Origin of the sequence: Micromonospora narathiwatensis (genome assembly GCF_900089605.1) — a bacterium.
Classification (GTDB): Bacteria; Actinomycetota; Actinomycetes; order Mycobacteriales; family Micromonosporaceae; genus Micromonospora; species Micromonospora narathiwatensis.
The window spans coordinates 3,537,690-3,557,684 of sequence record NZ_LT594324.1; the positions used below are offsets into that span (position 1 = coordinate 3,537,690).

At 70.9% G+C, this 19,995-nt stretch carries 18 protein-coding genes and 1 tRNA gene; 6 read left to right on the forward strand and 13 right to left on the reverse strand.

The window, feature by feature from the left end; all coding sequences use genetic code 11:
* The first annotated feature begins 69 nt into the window (after window positions 1-69).
* Complete coding sequence (locus GA0070621_RS14950; protein WP_091202452.1) at window positions 70-288, forward strand: hypervirulence associated TUDOR domain-containing protein; 219 nt, start codon at window positions 70-72, stop codon at window positions 286-288.
* Window positions 275-706 (forward strand): DUF3140 domain-containing protein, encoded by a 432-nt coding sequence (locus tag GA0070621_RS14955; protein WP_091195938.1) that lies wholly within the window; start codon window positions 275-277, stop codon window positions 704-706. Before GA0070621_RS14950 ends, GA0070621_RS14955 begins: the two co-directional genes overlap by 14 nt.
* Before the next feature lie 119 nt (window positions 707-825).
* Here the strand turns inward: GA0070621_RS14955 and polA are convergent, their stop codons facing one another.
* The 11 genes from polA to GA0070621_RS15010 all read right to left on the reverse strand — a co-directional run bounded on the left by polA (window position 826) and on the right by GA0070621_RS15010 (window position 13,575).
* On the reverse strand, window positions 826-3,525 hold the full coding sequence (polA, locus tag GA0070621_RS14960) for a DNA polymerase I (protein ID WP_091195941.1): 2,700 nt from the start codon (window positions 3,523-3,525) through the stop codon (window positions 826-828).
* Between the two features lie 138 nt (window positions 3,526-3,663).
* A complete protein-coding gene (locus GA0070621_RS14965) occupies window positions 3,664-4,473 on the reverse strand; it encodes an amino acid ABC transporter ATP-binding protein (protein WP_091195943.1) in 810 nt (269 codons plus the stop codon).
* Window positions 4,470-5,450, reverse strand: coding sequence for an amino acid ABC transporter permease (locus GA0070621_RS14970; protein ID WP_091195944.1), 981 nt, complete (start codon window positions 5,448-5,450; stop codon window positions 4,470-4,472). The genes GA0070621_RS14965 and GA0070621_RS14970 overlap by 4 nt, the downstream gene beginning before the upstream one ends.
* A 1-nt stretch (window position 5,451) precedes the next feature.
* Window positions 5,452-6,363 carry an ABC transporter substrate-binding protein gene (locus GA0070621_RS14975; RefSeq protein ID WP_091195948.1) on the reverse strand — a complete coding sequence of 304 codons (912 nt, stop codon included), beginning with the start codon at window positions 6,361-6,363 and terminating at the stop codon, window positions 5,452-5,454.
* Between the two features lie 29 nt (window positions 6,364-6,392).
* Window positions 6,393-7,103, reverse strand: coding sequence for an ABC transporter ATP-binding protein (locus GA0070621_RS14980; protein WP_091195950.1), 711 nt, complete (start codon window positions 7,101-7,103; stop codon window positions 6,393-6,395).
* Window positions 7,093-7,938: an ABC transporter ATP-binding protein gene (locus GA0070621_RS14985; RefSeq protein WP_091195952.1), complete on the reverse strand. Its 846-nt coding sequence runs from the start codon at window positions 7,936-7,938 to the stop codon at window positions 7,093-7,095. Before GA0070621_RS14985 ends, GA0070621_RS14980 begins: the two co-directional genes overlap by 11 nt.
* Window positions 7,931-9,076 carry a branched-chain amino acid ABC transporter permease gene (locus GA0070621_RS14990; protein WP_091195955.1) on the reverse strand — a complete coding sequence of 382 codons (1,146 nt, stop codon included), beginning with the start codon at window positions 9,074-9,076 and terminating at the stop codon, window positions 7,931-7,933. The genes GA0070621_RS14985 and GA0070621_RS14990 overlap by 8 nt, the downstream gene beginning before the upstream one ends.
* Window positions 9,073-10,023: a branched-chain amino acid ABC transporter permease gene (locus GA0070621_RS14995; RefSeq protein WP_091195957.1), complete on the reverse strand. Its 951-nt coding sequence runs from the start codon at window positions 10,021-10,023 to the stop codon at window positions 9,073-9,075. Before GA0070621_RS14995 ends, GA0070621_RS14990 begins: the two co-directional genes overlap by 4 nt.
* Window positions 10,024-10,128: 105 nt before the next feature.
* Window positions 10,129-11,289 carry a branched-chain amino acid ABC transporter substrate-binding protein gene (locus GA0070621_RS15000; protein WP_091195960.1) on the reverse strand — a complete coding sequence of 387 codons (1,161 nt, stop codon included), beginning with the start codon at window positions 11,287-11,289 and terminating at the stop codon, window positions 10,129-10,131.
* A 263-nt stretch (window positions 11,290-11,552) separates the two neighbouring features.
* Entirely contained in the window at window positions 11,553-12,893 is a 1,341-nt protein-coding gene (locus GA0070621_RS15005; RefSeq protein ID WP_157739998.1) for a beta propeller repeat protein, read from the reverse strand.
* A gap of 61 nt (window positions 12,894-12,954) precedes the next feature.
* Window positions 12,955-13,575 (reverse strand): ANTAR domain-containing response regulator, encoded by a 621-nt coding sequence (locus tag GA0070621_RS15010; RefSeq protein ID WP_091195965.1) that lies wholly within the window; start codon window positions 13,573-13,575, stop codon window positions 12,955-12,957.
* Window positions 13,576-13,667: 92 nt separating this feature from the next.
* Between GA0070621_RS15010 and GA0070621_RS15015 the strand changes: the two genes are divergently transcribed.
* Together GA0070621_RS15015 and GA0070621_RS15020 are read left to right on the forward strand one after the other, a co-directional pair.
* Window positions 13,668-13,744 (forward strand) — tRNA-Leu (locus GA0070621_RS15015).
* Between the two features lie 88 nt (window positions 13,745-13,832).
* Window positions 13,833-14,522 (forward strand): transcriptional regulator, encoded by a 690-nt coding sequence (locus GA0070621_RS15020; RefSeq protein ID WP_167666931.1) that lies wholly within the window; start codon window positions 13,833-13,835, stop codon window positions 14,520-14,522.
* Window positions 14,523-14,578: 56 nt separating this feature from the next.
* Here GA0070621_RS15020 and GA0070621_RS15025 read toward each other — a convergent pair whose 3' ends face one another.
* On the reverse strand, window positions 14,579-15,736 hold the full coding sequence (locus tag GA0070621_RS15025) for a trans-sulfuration enzyme family protein (protein ID WP_091195968.1): 1,158 nt from the start codon (window positions 15,734-15,736) through the stop codon (window positions 14,579-14,581).
* A 102-nt stretch (window positions 15,737-15,838) separates the two neighbouring features.
* Between GA0070621_RS15025 and GA0070621_RS15030 the strand changes: the two genes are divergently transcribed.
* Complete coding sequence (locus tag GA0070621_RS15030) at window positions 15,839-16,318, forward strand: Lrp/AsnC family transcriptional regulator (RefSeq protein ID WP_091195972.1); 480 nt, start codon at window positions 15,839-15,841, stop codon at window positions 16,316-16,318.
* 35 nt (window positions 16,319-16,353) lie between these two features.
* A complete protein-coding gene (locus GA0070621_RS15035; RefSeq protein WP_167666932.1) occupies window positions 16,354-17,364 on the forward strand; it encodes an LLM class flavin-dependent oxidoreductase in 1,011 nt (336 codons plus the stop codon).
* 176 nt (window positions 17,365-17,540) lie between these two features.
* On the opposite strand, the gene GA0070621_RS15040 is transcribed toward GA0070621_RS15035, so the two are convergent.
* A complete protein-coding gene (locus GA0070621_RS15040) occupies window positions 17,541-19,820 on the reverse strand; it encodes a rhamnogalacturonan lyase family protein (RefSeq protein ID WP_091195978.1) in 2,280 nt (759 codons plus the stop codon).
* Window positions 19,821-19,995 lie beyond the last annotated feature (175 nt).

Below are 19,995 nucleotides of genomic sequence, written 5' to 3' on the forward strand. Positions count from 1 at the left end.
CGTCGCTGAGATCACCGCCTGAGCAACCGGCGTTTGTTTCCGCCGGACGCCCCCGGGTACGCCGTCGGCATGGCCGAGAAGGAGTTCCGCGAGGGCGACCACGTCTCCTGGGCCGCCCACAGCGGCCGGGCGTACGGCGTGGTCAAGGAGAAGCTGGTCGACCGCACCCACGTACGCGGGCACACGGTGAACGCCTCGCCGGAGGAGCCGCAGTACCGGATCCGCAACGACCACTCGGGCCGGGACGTCGCGCACCGGCCGGAGGTGCTGCGCCGTGAGCCGGAATGAGGACGGCCGCGACACCTACCACGAGTTCACCGAGGCGGTGAACATGACGCCCGGCGAGCTGCGGAAGTGGCTGGAGACCGACGAGTCGAAGCACGTCGGCTGGCGGAGGAAGGGCAGCAAGGGCGGCGAGTCGGTCGGCCACGAGTCCGGCCGGAAGATCATCGACCTGCTGCGCCGCAGCCGTGACCAGCTCTCCGAGGCCGACTACCGGCACATGCGCAAGGTCGTCGGGTACGTCCGGCGGCACATGGCGCAGCGACCCAGTGGCGACGTACGCCGGACCCGATGGCGGTACTCCCTGATGAACTGGGGCCACGACCCGGTGAAGGCGCCGCTGCCCCCACCGGGCGGCCCGTCCCGCAAGGCCCTGGAGCGGCACGGCGCCCCGCCGAAGGCGCGCCGAGGACCGGCACGCTGAGCCGGTCCCGGCGGGCGGTGGTCGGCTGAGCGCCACCGGATCGGCGATGTCGCCGGGTCCCGACCCGGTGGATGCCGCAACGTCGGCGAGGCAAGGACGATCCCGGTGGCGATGCTCAGTCAGTGGTCGGCGCTGTTCCAGTCGTGGCCCTCGCCGACGGAGACCTCCAACGGCACCGACAGCGGGTACGCCTCCCCCATCTCCTTGCGGACCAGGGCCTCCAGGGTCTCCCGTTCGCCCGGGGCGACCTCGAAGACCAACTCGTCGTGCACCTGGAGCAGCATCCGGGAGCGCAGCCCGGCCTCGCGCAGCGCGGTGTCGACGTGCAGCATGGCGACCTTGATGATGTCGGCCGCCGAACCCTGGATCGGGGCGTTGAGCGCCATCCGCTCGGCCATCTCCCGGCGCTGACGGTTGTCGCTGACCAGGTCGGGCAGGTAGCGACGGCGGCCCAGGATGGTGGAGGTGTAGCCGTCCTGCCGGGCCCGGGCCACCACCTCGTGCAGGTAGTCGCGGACCCCGCCGAAGCCGGCGAAGTAGTTCTCCATCAGCCCGCGCGCCTCCTCGGCGCTGATCCCGAGCTGCTGCGAGAGCCCGAACGCGCTCAGCCCGTACGCCAGGCCGTAGTTCATCGCCTTGATCTTGCGGCGCTGGTCGGCGGTGACCTGGTCGACCGGGACGGCGAAGACCGAGGAGGCGGTGGCGGCGTGGAAGTCGTGCCCGGAGTTGAACGCCTCGATCAGCGCGTCGTCCGACGACAGGTGCGCCATGATCCGCATCTCGATCTGGCTGTAGTCGGCGGTGAGCAGGCACTCGTAGCCCGCGCCGACCACGAAGGCCCGGCGGATCCGCCGCCCTTCCTCGGTGCGGATGGGGATGTTCTGCAGGTTGGGCTCGGTCGAGGAGAGCCGGCCGGTGGCCGCCACGGTCTGGTTGAACGTGGTGTGGATCCGGCCGTCGTCGGAGACCGACTTGAGCAGCCCGTCGACGGTCGACTTGAGCTTGGCCACGTCCCGGTGGCGCAGCAGGTGCGCCAGCACCGGGTGCGGCTGCTGGGCGTAGAGCCACTGGAGGGCGTCGGCGTCCGTGGTGTAGCCGGTCTTGATCTTCTTGGTCTTGGGCAGGCCCAGCTCGCCGAAGAGGATCTCCTGGAGCTGCTTGGGCGAGCCGAGGTTGAACTCCCGCCCGATCTCCGCGTACGCGCCCTGGGCGGCGGCCTTCACCTCGGCGGCGAAGTGCGCCTCCAGCTCCGACAGGTATTCGGTGTCGGCGCCGATCCCGGTGCGCTCCATGGTCGCGAGGACCCGCATCAGCGGCAGCTCCACGCCGGCCATCAGCCGGGCGGACTGCTCGCCGTCGCGGGACAGCTCGGCGTCGATCGCGTCGGCCAGGTCGAGGGTGGCGCGGGCCTGGAGCATCAGGTTCTGCTCGGCCTCGCCGTCGTTGCCCAGCCCCTCCAGGGTGAGTTGGCCGGTCTCCGGCGCGTCGACCCGCAACTCCCGGTGCAGGTAGCGCAGCGCCAGGTCGGTGAGGTCGTACGACCGCTGGTCGGGGCGGGCCAGGTAGGCGGCGATCTGGGTGTCGCGGGAGATGCCCTGCAGGTCCCAGCCGTGCGCGGCGAACGCCAGCACCGCCGGCTTGCTGTCGTGCAGCACCTTCGGGCGGGAGCCGTCGGCCAGCCAGCCGGCCAGGGCGGCCTCGTCGGCCGCGCCGAGGGTGGCCGGGTCGAACCAGGCGGCCGCGCCACCGGCGGTGGCCAGGGCCATCCCGGTCACCGAGGCGGTGTGCCGCCGGTTGGGGCCGGTGTCGAGCTTGACCGCCACGCCGACCGGGGTGCCGGCCGGGGCGTGGGTCTCCAGCCAGCCGGCGAGGCCGCCGGGCTCGGTGAGCACCTGCCCGGCCAGCTCGAAGCCGGCCTCGGCCTCCGGCTCGACCGCCTCCAGGTACTGGTAGAGCCGGTCACGCAGGATGCGGAACTGGAGGGTGTCGAAGACCTGGTGCACGGCCTCCCGGTCCCAGCCCTGCCAGCGGGCGTCCGCCACGCGCAGCGGCAGCTCCAGGTCGGCGATCAGGCAGTTGATCTCGTAGTTGCGGATCACGTCGGCGAGCCGCTCGCGCAGACTGTCACCGGCCTTGCCCTTGATCTCGTCGGCCCGGGCGATCACGCCCTCCACCCCGCCGTACGTGTTGATCCACTTGGCGGCGGTCTTCGGGCCGACGCCGGGGATGCCGGGCAGGTTGTCGCTGGTCTCGCCGACCAGGGCGGCCAGGTGGCGGTAACGGTCCGGGGCGACGCCGTACTTCGCCTCGACCGCCGCCGGGTCCATCCGGGCCAGGTCGGAGACGCCCTTACGCGGGTAGAGCACGGTGATCCGGTCGCCGACGAGCTGGAACGCGTCCCGGTCGCCGGTGGTGATCAGCACCTCCATGCCCTCGTCGCGGGCCTGGCAGGCGAGGGTGGCGATGACGTCGTCGGCCTCGTAACCCTCCTTCTCCACCACCGGGACGCGCAGCGCGGCCAGGACCTCCTTGACCAGGCTGACCTGGCCCTTGAAGTCGGTCGGGGTCTCGCTGCGGCCGGCCTTGTACTCGGCGTACTTCTCGGTGCGGAAGGAGCGGCGGGAGACGTCGAAGGCGACCACGATGTGGGTGGGCTGCTCGTCGCGGAGCACGTTGATCAGCATCGAGGTGAAGCCGTAGACGGCGTTGGTCGGCTGCCCCGTGGTGGTGGAGAAGTTCTCCACCGGCAGGGCGAAGAAGGCCCGGTATGCCAGGGAGTGTCCGTCGACGAGGAGCAGGCGCGGCGTCGTAGCTGTCACGGCAGCGACTCTAGTCCGTACCGCCGACAAGCCCGGCCCGCGGCACGGCCGATCGGCCGCGACCTGTCCCGGATCGACGGGGATGTCCCGTTGCGCGGGTCCGGTGCGGCGGCGGACGCCGCACCGGACCCCACCGGGTCACAGCACCTTGGCCAGGAACGCCTTGGTCCGGTTGTGGCGCGGGTTCGCGATCACCTCGCGCGGGTTGCCCTGCTCGACCACCACGCCGCCGTCCATGAAGACCAGCGAGTCGCCGACCTCCCGGGCGAAGCCGATCTCGTGGGTCACCACGATCATCGTCATGCCGTCCCGGGCCAGGTCCTTCATCACGTCCAGCACCTCGCCGACCAGCTCCGGGTCCAGCGCGCTGGTCGGCTCGTCGAAGAGCATCAGCTTCGGCTGCATCGCCAGCGCCCGGGCGATCGCCACCCGCTGCTGCTGGCCGCCGGAGAGCTGACCCGGGTACGCGCCGAGCTTGTCGCCCAGCCCGACCCGTTCCAGCAGCTGCGCCGCCCGGTCCCGGGCCTCGGTCTTCTTGGCCCGGCGCAGCAGCACCGGCGCCTCGACGATGTTCTGCAGCACGGTCATGTGCGGGAAGAGGTTGAACCGCTGGAACACCATGCCGATCGCCCGGCGCTGCGCGGCCACCTCCTTGTCCCGCAGCTCGTGCAGCTTTCCGCCGCGCTCCCGGTAGCCGATCAGGTCGCCGTCCACCCAGATCCGGCCGGCGTTGATCTTCTCCAGGTGGTTGATGCAGCGCAGGAACGTCGACTTGCCGGAGCCGGAGGGCCCCAGCAGGCAGCACACCTCGCCGGCGCGCACCTCCAGGTCGATGCCCTTGAGCACCTCCAGGGGCCCGAACGACTTGTGCACCTGCTCGGCCCGGACCATCGGGCCCGGCGACTCCTCCGCCGAACCCGCCTGCCGGGGAATGGCCATCTCAGTCATCGCTCCGCCATCCCGCTCGTGGTGCCACCGTTCTCGGCGGTGATGTCCCGCAGCCGCTGCCGGGCCCGCGCGCTACGCCCGAAGCCCTTCGAGAAGTGCCGCTCCAGGTAGTACTGCCCGACCAGCAGGATGCTGGTCAGGAACAGGTACCAGAGGGTGGCCGCGACGTACATCGGGAAGGGCTGGAAGGTCCGGGTGACGACCGCCTTGAGCTGGAAGAACAGCTCGGCGCTGACCGGCACGTAGGCAACCAGCGAGGTGTCCTTGAGCATCGCGATGGTCTCGTTGCCGGTGGGCGGGATGATCACCCGCATGGCCTGCGGCAGCACGATCCGGCGCAGGATCTGCGTCCGGCTCAGCCCGAGCGCCTGCGCGGCCTCGGTCTGCCCCTCGTCCACCGACTGGATGCCGGCCCGGACGATCTCCGCCATGTACGCGGCCTCGGAGAGGCCGAGCGCCAGCACGCCGGCGACGAACCCGGTGAGGATCTCCACCGCGGAGAAGCCGAACAGGCGCGCCTCGAAGTCGTGGACGCCGAAGAGCGCGCCGATCTGCCGGTCGAACGGCAGGCCGAACTCCACCCGGGCCCAGAGGATGCCCAGGTTGCCGAAGAGGATGCCCAGCACCAGCCGGGGCACCGCCCGGAAGAACCAGGTGTAGACCCAGGAGACACTGCGCAGGATCGGGTTCTCCGACAGCCGCATGATCGCGATGACGATGCCGAGCCCGATGCCGAGCAGCATCGAGAACACGAGCAGCGCGATGGTGCCGCGCAGCCCGGCGATGATCGGCGGCCGGAACATCTCGTCGACCATCAACGACCAGTTGAACGCCTTGTTCGTCACCAGCAGGTGCACGAACATGGCGACCAGCACCCCGATCACCGCGACGGCGATCCAGCGGCCGGGATGCCGCACGGGCACGGCCTGGATGGGTTCCGGCCGTGCCCGTTCGGGTGTTTCGATGTCGGCTGACATGTCAGCCGGCGGGGTTGAGTTCGGAGCTGGTCACGGCGCCGCCCTCGACGCCCCACTTCTCCAGCGCCGCCTTGTAGGTGCCGTCGGCGATGACCGCCTGCACGGCCTCCTTGAGCACCTCGGCGAACGCCTGCTGGTCCTTCTTCACCGCGTAGCCGTACGGGGCCGACTCGTAGATGTCGCCGAGCAGCTCCAGCTGGCCGCCGCTCTGCTTCACCGCGTACGCGCCGACCGGCGAGTCGGCCAGCATGGCGTCGTCCTTGCCGCTGACCACGGCGGCGGTCGCGTCGCTCTGCGCCTGGTACTGGTCGATCGTGATGGCCGGCTTGCCGGCGTCGGTGCACTTCTTCGACCGGGCGGTGATGTCGTCGACCTGCACGGTGCCGGTCTGCACGGCGATCTTCTTGCCGCAGGCGTTCTCGTTGTCGACGCCGCCCGGGTTGCCCTTCTTCGTCGCCCACTGGGTGCCGGCGGAGAAGTAGCTGACCATGTTGACGCTCTTCAGCCGCTCGGCGTTGATCGTGAACGACGAGACACCGACCTCGTACTTGCCGGAGTCGACACCGGGCAGGATCGCGTCGAACGGCGCCGACTCGTACTCGGCCTTGAGGCCGAGCTTCTGGGCGACCGCGTTGAACAGCTCGACGTCGAAGCCGATGACCGTACTGCCGTCGTTGTCGAGGAACTCCGCCGGCGCGTACGTCGAGTCGGTGCCCACCTTGATCACACCGTCGGCCTTGATGGCGTCCGGCACCTTCGCGGCCAGGTCAGCGTCGGCGGACGCCGTCACCGACGGGCCCCCGCCGGGCGTGCCGGCATTCTCCTTCTCGCCACAGGCGGCGAGAGAGAGCAACAGGACGGCCGCACCGGCGACGCCCATCGCCGCCCGCCGACCACCATTGAGGTTGCGCATGGTTGAAACTCCTTCGAGGGGATCGTCGGTCAGGCCACGCCGAGGTAGGCCTCTTTGACCGACGGGTCGTGCAGCAGCTCGGCGCCGGTGCCGCTCTTGACGATCCGTCCGGTCTCCAGAACGTACGCCCGGTGCGCCCGAGCCAGCGCCTGCTGCGCGTTCTGCTCCACCAGCAGGATCGTGGTGCCCTGTTCGTTGATCTCCGTGATGATGCTGAAGATCTGCTGGATCAGCATCGGCGCCAGGCCCATCGACGGCTCGTCGAGCAGCAGCAGCTTCGGCCGGCTCATCAGCGCCCGCCCGACGGCCAGCATCTGCTGCTCGCCGCCGGAGAGGGTGCCTCCTTGCTGCTTACGCCGCTCCGCCAACCGGGGGAAGAGCTCCATCACCCGGTTCAGGTCCTGCGCGATGCCCGCCCGGTCCCGCCGGGTGTACGCCCCCATGTCGAGGTTCTCCAGCACCGTCATGCCCGGAAAGATGCCACGCCCCTCCGGGGCCTGGCACAGCCCGCGCCGCACCCGCAGGTCCGCCCGGAGCTTGGTGATGTCCTCACCCTCGAACCGGATCCGCCCGGAGGCCACCGGCCGGATCCCGGAGATCGCCCGCATGGTGGTCGACTTACCGGCCCCGTTGGCGCCGATCAGGGCGACGATCTCGCCCTCGTTCACGGTGAGGCTGATGCCGTGCAGCGCCTGGATCCGCCCGTACAGCAGGCTCACATCGTCGATCTCAAGCAGCATCGTCCGGCACCCCCAGGTACGCCGCGATCACCTTCGGGTTCTCCCGCACCTCGGCGGGCAGCCCCTCGGCGATCTTCTTCCCGAACTCCAGCACCACGATCCGGTCGGTCACCCCCATCACCAGGCGCATGTCGTGCTCGATGAGCAGCACGGTCACGCCGGTGTCGCGGATCTGCCGGATGAGCTGGAGCAGCTCCTCCTTCTCCGCCGGGTTGAAGCCGGCCGCCGGCTCGTCCAGGCACAGCAGCACCGGGTCGGTGGCCAGCGCCCGGGCGATCTCCAGCCGCCGCTGCTCGCCGTAGGAGAGGTTGCGGGCGAACTCGTGCATCCGCTTGCGGATGCCGACGAACTCCAGCAGGCGCTCGGCCTTCTCCCGGCCCTCGCGCTCCTCCCGCCAGTGCCGGGGCAGCCGCAACAGCGCCGAGACGACGCTGGTCTTGTGGTGCGCGTCCGCGCCGACCTGGACGTTCTCCAGCGCGGTCATCTCGGGGAAGAGGCGGATGTTCTGGAACGTCCGCGCCATGCCCATCTGCGTGATGACGTGACGCTTCCGCCCGCTGATCTTCTCGCCGCGGAACCGGATCGCCCCCTCGGTGGGCTGGTAGATACCGGTCATCGCGTTGAAGCAGGTGGTCTTGCCGGCGCCGTTCGGACCGATGAGACCGAGGATCTCGCCCTTGTAGAGGGTGAAGTCCACCTGGTTCAGGGCGACCACACCGCCGAAGCGCAGCGTGACGTTGTCGACCTCCAGCAGCGGCTCCCGGGCGGGCACCGTCTCCACCGCCGGTGCGGCGGCCTGCGCCGGAACAGCCGGCGTCTGCTCGGTGTCACTCACCGACGATCACCTCCTTGCGGCGATCCTTGAACTCCGCCGCCCGTCGTCGGTTCGGGATGAGGCCCTGCGGCCGGAAGATCATCATCACCACGAGCACCAGACCGAAGAAGAGGAACCGGTACTCGTAGAGCTCCAGGCCGAACAGCTCGATGCCGCGGAACCGCTCGATCATGTACGCCACCAGGCCACCGCCGACGATGGCGCCGACGATGTTGCCGGATCCGCCGAAGATGACCGCGGCCAGAATAATGATCGAGTTCAGCAGTTCGAAGTTCTGCGAGTTGACGAAGTTCTGCTTGCCCGCGAAGAGCGCGCCGGCCAGACCGGCGATCGCCGCGCCCGACGCGAACGCCCAGAGCTTGAACTTGAACGTCGGCACGCCCATGAGCTGGGCGGCGTCCTCGTCCTCCCGAATGGAGATCCACGCGCGGCCCACCCGGCTGTGGGTCAGGTTCCGCACCCCGATCACCACCAGGATGATCAGCGTGAGCACCAGCCAGTAGTACGGCCGGGCGTCGAGAATGCCGAACACCGGCTTGCCGTCGGCGTACTTGCCCGGCGGGTGCGGGATCTGGTTGAAGCCCCGCTGTCCCTTGAGGAACGGAAGGCTGACCGCCGAGATCCGGATCATCTCGGCGAAGCCGAGCGTCACCAGCGCCAGGTAGTCGCCACGCAGCCGCAACGTCGGCGTGCCCAGCATGACGCCGGAGACCATGGTCAGCGCGATCGCCACCGGCACCACCAGCAGCCACGGCCAGAGCGTCTTGATGTCGCTGCTCGGCGAGGTCAGCACCGCCACCGTGTACGCGCCGACGGCGAAGAAGCCGAAGTAGCCGAGGTCCAGCAGGCCGGCGAAGCCGACCACGATGTTCAGCCCGACGGCCATCAGCACGTAGATCGAGACGGTGAACATCACCTGGGTGAAGTTCGAGCCGGTGGTCGGGATCGGCCCGAGGTACTGGTAGAACTCCTTGTTCGGCAGCGCGTAGAAGAACACGATGACCGCGGCCAGCAGCGCCCAGCGCACCCAGCGCGGCGCGCCGTGCCACCGCTCCCCGACCGCCGCGCGTGCGTGGCGCAGCCGGTCCATCGCCGTATCCCGTTGCTCGGGGCTCGGCGGATTAACGGTCGTCGTCATGCCCGTGCCCTCCCCAGCGACTCGCCCAGCAGACCGGTCGGCCGGAACATCAGCAGCACCACCAGCACGGCGAACGCCGCGAAGTCCTTCCACTGGGTGCCGAACAGGCCCGACGCGTAGTTCTCCACCAGGCCCAGCATCAGACCGCCGACCAGAGCACCGCGCAGGTTGCCGATGCCGCCGAGCACCGCGGCGGTGAACGCCTTGAGGCCCAGCAGGAAGCCGACGCTGTAGGTCAGCGTGCCGATCCTCACGTCGTAGAGCAGGCCGGCCACACCGGCCATCGCCCCGCCGGCGATGAAGACCATCATGATGATGCGGTCCTTGTTCACGCCCATCAGCGCGGCGGTGTTGGCGTCCTGGGCCACCGCCCGGATGCCACGGCCGACGCGGCTGCGGTTGATGAACAGGTCCAGCGCGAACATCATCCCCAGCGCGGCGCCGACGGTGAGCAGCTGCACCGAGTCGATCGGCACACCGGCGATCGTGAACAACGGCTCGGTGCTGACCAGCCCGGGCGCGCCCTGCGGGCGCCGGCGGGTGTAGACGCCGAACGCCTCCGAGATCGCGATCGAGGCGCCGATCGCCGTGATGAGGAAGGCCAGCGGCGGAGCGTTCCGCTTACGCAGCGGCCGGTACGCCACCCGCTCGATCACGGTCGCGGTGCCCGCCGAGGCGATGGCCGCGGCAATCACCGCCACGAGCAGGTAGAACATGATCGACCCGAGCCCGCTGACCTGCGAGTTCTGGTCGAGGCCGAATCCGTTCCAGGTCCACAGCGCGGCGAACGCACCGGCGATGAAGACCTCGGAGTGGGCGAAGTTGATGAGTCTCAGCACGCCGTAGACCAGCGTGTAGCCGAGCGCGACCAGGGCGTAGATGGCGCCCTGTGTCAGGCCGGTCGTGGTGAGTTCCCCGAAATTGGAGAACAGTCCGTCGAAGTTCAAGGGCGGGACGCTCCATCAGGTCTGGCGAGAAAAAGGGGTGCGGCCGGGAGCGAGCTCCCGGCCGCACCCGCGATCACGACGCAATCGCTGTAGCAGCGACCGGCGTCAGGACTTCGGAATCTCCTGGTCCGGAACGACCTGGCCACCCTGGACCTTGAAGGCCCAGACCTTCACCTGCGCCGGGTCCAGCTCGCCACCCTCGACGAACTTGTAGGTGGCCGCCACGCCCTCGCCGCTGTAGTTCTTCACGAACTCCAGCAGGGAGGCGCGGTCGGTCTTGCCCGCCTTGATGCCGGCCAGCAGGATGTTCGCCGCGTCGTACGCGGTGTCGCTGTAGGTGCCCGGCTCGGCGCCGGTGAGCTTCTTGTACTCCTCCTTGAACGTGCCGCGGGCCTCGGCGGCCGGCTGGCACGGGCAGGTGAGGATGGTGCCCTCGGCCGCCGCCGCACCGGCGGAGTCGATGTACGCCTGGTCGTTGACGCCGTCACCGGCGACCAGCGGAGCGGTGACCCCGGCAGCGGTGAGCTGCTTACGGATCAGGCCGGCCTCCTGGTAGTAGCCGCCGTAGAAGACCGCCCCGACGTTCGCGGCCTTGACCTTGGTGACCACACCGGAGAAGTCGACCTGCTTGCCGTCGCCCTGGACCTTGTCCGAGCCGGCCACCGCGGAGCCGAGCACCTTCTTGACCTCGTCGGCCAGGCCCGCGCCGTACGCCGACTGGTCGTCGATGACGTAGACCTTCTCGGCCTTCATCACGTTCTTGATGTAGTTACCGGCCGCGGGGCCCTGGCTGAAGTCGTTGCCGACCGCCCGGAAGAAGGTCTTCCAACCCTGCTGGCTCAGGCTGGGCCGGGTCGCCGACGCGGTGATGTGCACCAGGCCCGCCTCGTTGAACAGCGGGTCCGCGGCCTCCGACTCACCCGAGTACGCCGGGCCGACGAGGCCGAGGATCTTCTCGTCGTCGATGGCCTTCTGCGCGAGGCTCGGGGCCTGGTCCGGGCTGCCCTGCGAGTCGAGCGGAACCAGCTCGACCTTGCAGTCGGCGTTGTCCTTGTTGTACTGCTCAACGGCCAGCTTGACGCCGTTGTTCTCGTTGATGCCAAGTGCCGCCGAGCTACCGGTCAGCGCACCGAAGAATGCGATCTTCTTGCCACACTTGTCACCGCCGGACGCGGTGTCGTCGCCACCACTGCTGCAGGCGGTGCCGCCGGCGACGAGCGCCAGCATGGCCACTCCGCCGATCACGCGAGCGAGCTTCTGCCTCAAGGCCCGAACCCTCCTCCGTCGCATGGTCCGAACCACCCGCTGCCAATTGGCCCTTGCGGAGGGGGCGGACGAACCAGACCGTCGTCGCCGGTCTGGGCCGGGACGTTATCCCACCTCGGAGCTGTGGCGTAAGTCCCACGGGAGCGGGTTGACCGAACCGTTACACGCGGTGGCCGATTGGAAACGATCGCTGTAAGAACGATCGATCAGGAGCAAGCCGTCCGGTTTTCCCGACCGGTAACGGGCAGACCGCCATCCGCCCCCTACCGATCGACGACCGGCAACCTCGCCCACCAGGCACGGGAGACCCGACCGTCATCCGCCGCCAACCACAGTCGATCTCCGTCGGCCGCCACCACCAGCGCGGTGTCCCCACCCCCCGCCACCGATACCGGCACCGTCACGGGCCGCCACGACGCCCCGCCATCCACCGAGACCCACACCCGCCGGCCGGCGCCGTCACCGACCACCGCCACCAGGGCCCGCCCCGCCACCGCCAGGCCGGAAACCGACGACACCCCCGGACCCGCCGACCCGAACCCGCCGACCCGACGCCAGCCGTCCACGCCCGCCGACCCGTCCACGCCCGCCGACCCGTCGTCCAGGCCCCTCGACCCGTCCACGCCCGTCGATCCGCCCGCCGGACCCAGGTCGGCCGCCCGGGCCGGGGTCGCCGCGGCCGGCTCCCCCGAAACCAGATCTCCCGAAACCGGAACCGGATCTCCCGAAACCGGCCGCCACGCCGCGAAACCGTCGCGCACCGGGCCGACCACCACCGGCGCGCCGTCGAGCAGCACCACCCGATCCGCCCGCCCACCGCCGTCCGGCGCCGGCAACGCCGCCCGCCGCCACGACCGCCCCTCCGCCGAGCGCCACACCAGCGGGGCCAACGCCGCACCGCCGGCCGGCAGCACCGACCCCACCACCAGCCAACCCGACCCCAACGCCACCGCGTCATACGCCGCCGTGCGCCCCCGGGCGTCGCCGGTCAGCTCCGGCACCCCCTCGCGCAGCGTGAACCCGGACGCGTCCAACGACGTCCACACCGCGGCGCCGTCAACCCGCGCGCCCGCGATCAGCCAGCCACCCGACCCCGCCGCCAGCCGCGCCACGCTCACCGCCCGCGGACCGCCGAACAGCTCGAACGCCGCCGGCACCTCCCGCAGCACCCCGTCCGGCCGCAGCACCCAGCTACCCGTACGCGGATTGCCGTGCACCCCGCCGACCTGCGCCCCGAGCGCCGCCAACCGGCCGTCCCGGCACGCCGCCGCGTACAGCACGTGCTGCGCGCCGTAGAAGGTCTCCGCCCGCACCGGCACCGCCGACCAGGACATCCCGTCCGCGCTCGCCCACGCCGCCGGCCGCGTCTCGCCCGCCGCGTCGGCCACCGCACCGACCGCGACCCAGCGCCCCGCGCAGGCCACCGCGTCGCGCAACACCAGCCGCCCCGGCGCGCCCGGCGGCGTCGGCAGGTCCGCCACGTGCCAGTCGGGCCGCACCGGCTCCGCGACGGCCTCGGAATGCCCCACCGACCGGCAGCCGGCCAGCAGCACGGCACACCCGACCAGCACGCCGAGCGCCATCCGCGGCCACCGAGGAAGCACGCATCCGATCGTATCGATCAGAAGGGCCGCCGGGCAGCCCACGCGGGCGAACCCGGAGTCGTCAGGCGGTCGGCTGCGCCACCTCGCCGCCGGCGGTCTCCGCGAGGATCCGCTCGGCGACCTCCTTCATGGTCATCCGGTGATCCATCGCCGTACGCTGGATCCACTTGAACGCCTGCGGCTCGGTCATCCCGTACGTGGTCATCAGCGCGCCCTTGGCCCGCTCGACGGTCTTACGGATCTCCAACCGGTCGGTGAGACCGGCGACCTCCGCCTCCAGCGCGGCGATCTCCGAGTAGCGGGACAGCGCGATCTCCACCGCCGGCACCAGGTCGCTCTTCTGGAACGGCTTGACCAGGTACGCCATCGCGCCGGCCGCCCGGGCCCGCTCCACCAGGTCGCGCTGGCTGAACGCGGTCAGGATGATCACCGGGGCGATCCGCGCGCCGGCGATCCGCTCGGCGGCGGCCAGCCCATCCATGATCGGCATCTTGATGTCGAGGATGACCAGGTCCGGCTTCAGCTCCTCGGCGAGCTTCACGGCGGTCTCGCCGTCACCCGCCTCGCCGACCACCTCGTAGCCCTCTTCGGCCAGCATCTCGGCCAGGTCCAGCCGGATGAGCGCCTCGTCCTCGGCGATCAGTACCCGCCTGCGCTCGGCATCCGTCTGCGTCTCGGCCACGAGCCTCTCCCACCAGTTCGAGCTCGACACCCCCGTGCCGGGTGTCGCCGCCCTTAGCCTAGTGGGTAACCTAATGGGGCCGAACTACAGAAGCCCCTGTAGCCCAACCGGCAGAGGCGCGATTCTCAAAAGATCGACAGTGTGGGTTCGAATCCCACCGGGGGCACCAAGATGTCATACGGGTGTTCGAAACTGCCCACATTCATCCACCCGAGATACGCGCCCGAGCACGGCGTCTGTACCTCGCCGGAGCAACCGTGGCCGAGGTCGCCCGAGCTGTCGGCCTTCCCTATCCCACGGCCCGGCACTGGTGCAAGGATCGACCGGAGCCGAAGCAACAGGTTACGGCGATGCGCTGCTTCCGGTGTCGTGACAAAGTCGGCAGTCCGGCGACCCTCGGGCAGTACGCCTACCTGCTCGGTCTCTACCTTGGCGATGGGCACCTGGTCATCGCGCGGGTTCCGGTGTTACGCATCTTCTGTGCCGATGCCTGGCCGGACCTGATTACCGCATGTGAGAACGCAATGAGGAAGGTCCTGGCCACCTCGGTGCAGCGGGTGCAGAAACAGGGCTGCGTCGCGGTGCAGAGCTACGGCAAACACTGGCCATGCCTGTTCCCGCAGCACGGGCCGGGCAAGAAGCACGAGCGCCCGATCGTCCTGGCCGACTGGCAACGGCGCATCGTCGAGGCGTGTCCGGGCGACTTCCTGCGCGGGCTATTCCATTCCGACGGCTGCCGCGTGAGCAACCGGGTCACGGTGAGGGGCAAGCAGTACGTCTACCCCCGCTACATGTTCGTCAACGAGTCGACCGACATCATGGGCCTCTGCCAGTGGGCACTCGACCTGCTCGGCATCGCCTGGCGGATGAACCGCCGCAACTGCCTCTCCGTCGCACGACGCGACGCGGTGGCCACACCGGACCACCACGTCGGCCCGAAGTCCTGACGCTGGCGGCGCCCCGGGTGCGGACGGCGGGACGCCCGGGACGCAGCCGTGGTGGGTCAGATCGCGGCGAGCGCCCGCGCCAGGTCCGCGCGCAGGTCCTCCGGGTCCTCCAGGCCGACGGAGAGGCGCAGCAGGCCCCCGCACGGCTTGGCGTCGTTTTCGACCGGCCGGTGGGTGAGCGAGGCGGGGTGCTGGATCAGCGTGTCGACGCCGCCGAGCGAGACGGCGTGGGTGATCAGCCGGCAGGCGCCGGCGACGCTGGCTGCGGCGGGGGCGCCGCCGCGTACCTCGAAGGCGAGCAGGCTGCCGGTGCCGGACATCTGGCGGCCGACCAGCCCGGCCGGGTCGTGCAGCGAGGGGTGGTGGACCCGCTCGACGGCGGGGTGGCCGGCGAGCCAGCCGGCGAGTTTCTCGGCGCCGGCCTGCTGGGCGCGGACCCGCAGCGGCAGGGTCTGCAGGCCGCGGTGCAGCAGGTACGCGCCGAGCGGGTGCAGGATCGCGCCGGTGACGGCGCGGACCTGGCGTAGCCGGGCGGCCCAGTCGGGGTCGCAGGCGACGGCGCCGGCGAGGACGTCGCCGTGGCCGCCGATGCTCTTGGTGGCGCTGTGCAGCACGAGGGTTGCGCCGTGCCGGGTGGGCTGTTGGAGCACCGGGGTGGCGACGGTGTTGTCGACGAGCAGCGGGACGTCGCCGGCGGCGGTGGCGAGGGCGGCGATGTCGACCAGGTCGAGGGTGGGGTTGGCCGGGGTCTCGACGACGACGAGCGCGGTGTCGGGGCGGATCGCGGCGGCGACCTCGTCGGGGCGGGCCCAGGTGACCTCGGTGCCGAGCAGGCCGGTGGCGAGCACGTGGTCGGTGCCGCCGTAGAGGGGGCGGACGGCGACGACGTGGCGGTTCCCGTCGCGGGTGGCGGCGAGCAGGGTGGCGGTGAGGGCGGCCATGCCGCTGGCGAAGGCGACGGCCTCGGCGGTGCCTTCGAGGGTGGCGAGGGCGGTCTCGAAGCGGGCCACGGTGGGGTTCCAGAGCCGCTGGTAGACGGCGCTGCCGCCGGGCGGGAGGGTGCCGCCGGTGGCGAGGGTCTCGTACGCGTCGCCGCCGCCGGAGACGGACGGCAGGGGGTTGGTGGTGGAGAGGTCGATGGGCGGGACGTGGACGCCGAGCCCGGCGAGGTCGTCGCGCCCGGCGTGTACGGCTGCGGTGTCCACGGCGGTCATGGCACGAAGGGTCGAACATGAGGACGTTGTTGGGCAATAGGAGCGAAGAAAATTCTGCCGATGGCCCTTTTGCTATCGGGAGATTCGGAGAATGATGCTGGCATGCCCGTCGCACCGAATGATGTACGGCCGTTCGCGGCGCTGGACGACGTCGACCGCGCGATCCTGACCGAGTTGGCGGCCGACGGCCGGCTGCCGAACAACGCGCTCGCCGAGCGGGTCGGGGTGGCGCCGTCCACCTGTCTGGCGCGTACCCGGGCGCTGCGGGAGAGCGGGGCGATCCGTGGGTTCCACGCCGAGGTGGATCCGGCGGCGGTGGGCCTGCCGTTGCAGGCGCTGGTGTCGGTGCGCCTGGCCGCGCACGAGCGGGCGGCGGTGGACGCGTTCCGGGCCCGGTCGGTACGGCTGCCGGGGGTGGTGTCGGTGTTCCACGTGGCCGGCGCGGAGGACTACGTGCTGCACGTGCGGGCGGCGTCCGGGGACGCGCTGCGGGACTTCGTGCTGGACCACCTGGCGGTGGATCCGGCGGTGCAGCACACCCAGACCAGCCTGATCTTCGAGCAGGCGCGCGGTATGGGCTAGGAACAAGTTCGGCGTCCGGCGGGTTGGTCAGTTTCGTGATCGACGTACCGCTCTCTGTTCTTGATCTTGCTCCGGTTGCCGGGAACGGCAGCGCCGGTGAGGCCCTGCGGCACACCACCGAGCTCGCCCGCCGCACCGAGGAGCTGGGCTACCGCCGGTTCTGGGTGGCCGAGCACCACAACATGCCCGCGATCGCGAGTTCCGCGCCGGCGGTGCTGCTCGCCCATCTCGCGGCGCACACCACGACGATCCGGCTCGGCTCGGGCGGGGTGATGCTGCCCAATCACGCGCCGCTGGTGGTGGCCGAGCAGTTCGGCACCCTGGAGGCGCTGCACCCGGGCCGTATCGACCTGGGTATCGGCCGGGCGCCGGGCACCGACCAGGTGACCGCGCTGGCGCTGCGCCGGAGCATGGAGGGGCTGTCGGCCGAGCACTTCCCCCGGGAGCTGGCGGACCTGATGAACTACTTCAGCGGCGCCGAGCCGGGCCCGATCACCGCCACCCCGGGCCGGGGTCAGTCGCCGGCGGTCTGGCTGCTCGGGTCGAGCGGGTTCAGCGCCCAGCTCGCCGGGCTGCTCGGGCTGCCGTTCTCGTTCGCGCACCACTTCAGCGCGCAGAACACGCTGCCGGCGTTGCAGCTCTACCGGCAGAGTTTCCGGCCGTCGCAGTGGCTGGAGCGACCGTACGCGATGGTCGCGGTCAACGCGGTCTGCGCGGAGACCGACGAGCGGGCGCAGTGGCTGGCCGGTCCGGCCGGGCTGTCGTTCCTGAGGCTGCGTTCGGGGCGGCCGGAGCCGTTGGCCACGCCGGAGGAGGCGGCGGCCTACCCGTACTCGGAGCTGGAGCGGGAGTTCGTGGCGCAGCGCCGGGAGGGCCAGGCGACCGGCTCGCCGGAGACGGTGGCCCGGCAGCTCGGGGCGCTGCTGGAACGCACCGGCGCGGACGAGTTGATGCTGACCACGATGGTGTACGACGTGGCCGACCGGGTCCGTTCGTTCGAGCTGATCGCCGAGCGGGTGGCCGGCGGTCTACGCCGAAACGGCTGAAACACGCTCTTCATAGCCATGTCACCCCACCGTCGCGCGACACCTCTAGTTTTGGTTCCGGTGGTGGTACGGCACTCCCGGTCGGGACGGGTCGGGAGTGCCGCGGTGTGGTGCACCGGGCCGCCGTCGCGGATTCCGCGGTCGGCGGCCCGGTGCCTTCTGCTACCGGGCCGGGTTCAGCGCAGGTAGATGTTCGGTGCGGGCGGGGTGGCCATGCCGTCGCCGAGGAAGAACCCGGTGTGCGGCGGCTGGTTGTAGGCGGTGTTCTGCCAGGCGATCGAGACCCGGTACTGCGGGTCGTGCATCAGGGTGTGGATCCGCAGGCTGGTCGGGGTCGGTGTGCTGTAGATGCGCAGCGCGGTGCTGTCGCTGGTCCGCCACACCACCTCTTCCCGCCAGTCGCCGAGGATGTCGCCGGAGAGCGCCGGGGTGGATTTGGTGCCGTTGTTGGACGCCACTCCGCTGCCGGTGAGCAGCCGGGTGTCGCCGCTGGGGCCGTACTTGTCGATCTTTGTGGCGTCGAGGAGTTCGCGGACCGGGTCGCCGTCCCACCAGATGAGGAAGTTCTGCGAGGACGGTTTGCGGCCGATGTTCTGCCCCTTGGTGTTGAGCAGGCCGTCGACGGCGGCGGACCAGGACTCGGCGCCGGGGCTGCCGGCCCAGATGTCGTCGGAGACGCCCCGGCCGTTGTCGCCGTTGGGCGCGGTCTGCCAGAGCACCTGGCCGGTGCGGGCGTCGGCGAGGTAGGAGCTGGGCTTGGTGCCGTCCTCGTCGACCTTGAACACCTCCAGCCCGGGCCGGGACGGGTCGAGGTCGCCGACGTGCAGGGCGTCGCCGTGCCCGTTGCCGGTGGACCAGAGCAGCCGGCCGTTGTCGTCGATCGCGGCGGCGCCGTACACGATCTCCTGGCGGCCGTCGCCGTCCACGTCGGCGACGGAGAGGTTGTGGTTGCCCTGGCCGGCGGCGGCGCCGTTGCCGCTGGTGTTGGAGTCGAAGGTCCAGCGTTTGCGCAGGGTGCCGTCGCGGAAGTCCCAGGCGGCGATCACCGCGCGGGTGTAGTAGCCGCGCGCCATGATCAGCGAGGGGCGTTCCCCGTCGAGGTAAGCGGTGGCGGCGAGGAACCGGTCGACCCGGTTGCCGTAGGAGTCGCCCCAGGAGGAGACCGTGCCGCGCGGCGGGTCGTAGTCCACGGTGGAGAGGGCGGCGCCGGTGCGGCCGTCGAACATGGTCAGGTACTCGGGGCCGGCGAGGACGTAGCCGCTGGAGTTGCGGTGGTCGGCCGAGGACGAGCCGATCACCTGGCCGGTGCCGGAGCGGGTGCCGTCGGCGGTCTTCATGGCCACCTCGGCGCGGCCGTCGCCGTCGTAGTCGTACACCTGGAACTGGGTGTAGTGGGCGCCGGCACGGATGTTGCGGCCGAGGTCGATGCGCCACAGCCGGGTGCCGGTGAGGGAGTACGCGTCGACGTAGACGTTGCCGGTGTAGCCGGACTGGGAGTTGTCCTTGCTGTTCGACGGGTCCCACTTGAGCACGAACTCGTATCGGCCGTCGCCGTCGAGGTCGGCGACGCTGGCGTCGTTGGCCGAGTAGGTATAGGCCTCCCCGGTCGGGGTGGTCCCGCCGGGCGGTGGCTGGATCGGCACGTCCAGGTAGCCGTTGGGGAACTGCAACGCGGGGGCGGACGCCGCCTGCTCGGCGCCGTTCACCACGGCCCGCACCGTGTACGCCGAGCCGGCCGCCGCGCCGCCGTCGAGGTAGTTGGTGGCGCCGGTGATGGGGGTGCTGTTGACCTTGGTGGAGCCCCGGTAGAGGTTGAACGCCACCCCGGTGGTCTCGGTGCCGAGCAGCCGCCAGGAGACCAGGTTGGCGCTGCCGGAGCGGACGCTGATCAGGCCCCGGTCCAGCTTCTCCATCTGTTTGGCGCCGGTCGGCGGTGGCGTGGTGGTGGGCGGGGCGGTCGTCGGCGGGGCGGTGGTCGGGGGCGCGGTGCTCGGTGGCGTGCTGCCGCTCGGCGGCGTGCTGGTGGGCGGTGCCGCGCCGGTGCAGGTGGTGCCGTTGAGCGCGAAGCTGGCCGGGGCCGGGTTGCTGGTGTCGTTCCACGAGGCGTTGAAGCCGAAGGCGGCGGTGCCGCCGGTGCCGATCGCCGCGTTGTACCCGGCGTCGCGGGCGGTGACCTGGGCGCCGGACTGGGTGACGGTGGCGTTCCACGCCTGGGTGACCTGCTGGCCGGCGGCCCAGGCCCAGGTGAGCGTCCAGCCGTTGACCGGGTCGCCGAGATTGGTGACGGTGACGTCGGCGCCGAAGCCGCCGCCCCACTGGTTGGTGACCCGGTAGTCGACCCGGCAGCCGGCGGCGGCCGCGGCGGCGGTGACCGCGGTGAGGACGCCGGCGAGGAGGGTGGCCGCCGAGGCCGCGGCGAGCAGTGCGGTGCGGCGGCGCGGTGTGGTGGGATGCACGGAAGCTACCTTTCGCGCAGGTCAGGCACGCGGCGGGAGGCGCCGGCCTGCCCGGACCGGCTGGAGGGTACGCCGCGCTGACGGTGACGGTGGACGACACTTATCGACGCCCATGATTTGGCTCCGCGCACCGGCATCGTAGGACGACGCTTTCGGCGCGCACAACCACCACCGC

Coding starts and splice junctions, on each gene's coding strand:
- GA0070621_RS14950 (WP_091202452.1), top strand. CDS start 70: ATGGCCGAGAAGGAGTTCCGCGAGGGCGACCACGTCTCCTGGGCCGCC.
- GA0070621_RS14965 (WP_091195943.1), bottom strand. CDS start 4,473: ATGACTGAGATGGCCATTCCCCGGCAGGCGGGTTCGGCGGAGGAGTCG.
- GA0070621_RS14970 (WP_091195944.1), bottom strand. CDS start 5,450: ATGTCAGCCGACATCGAAACACCCGAACGGGCACGGCCGGAACCCATC.
- GA0070621_RS14975 (WP_091195948.1), bottom strand. CDS start 6,363: ATGCGCAACCTCAATGGTGGTCGGCGGGCGGCGATGGGCGTCGCCGGT.
- GA0070621_RS14980 (WP_091195950.1), bottom strand. CDS start 7,103: ATGCTGCTTGAGATCGACGATGTGAGCCTGCTGTACGGGCGGATCCAG.
- GA0070621_RS14990 (WP_091195955.1), bottom strand. CDS start 9,076: ATGACGACGACCGTTAATCCGCCGAGCCCCGAGCAACGGGATACGGCG.
- GA0070621_RS15025 (WP_091195968.1), bottom strand. CDS start 15,736: ATGACCGCCGTGGACACCGCAGCCGTACACGCCGGGCGCGACGACCTC.
- GA0070621_RS15030 (WP_091195972.1), top strand. CDS start 15,839: ATGCCCGTCGCACCGAATGATGTACGGCCGTTCGCGGCGCTGGACGAC.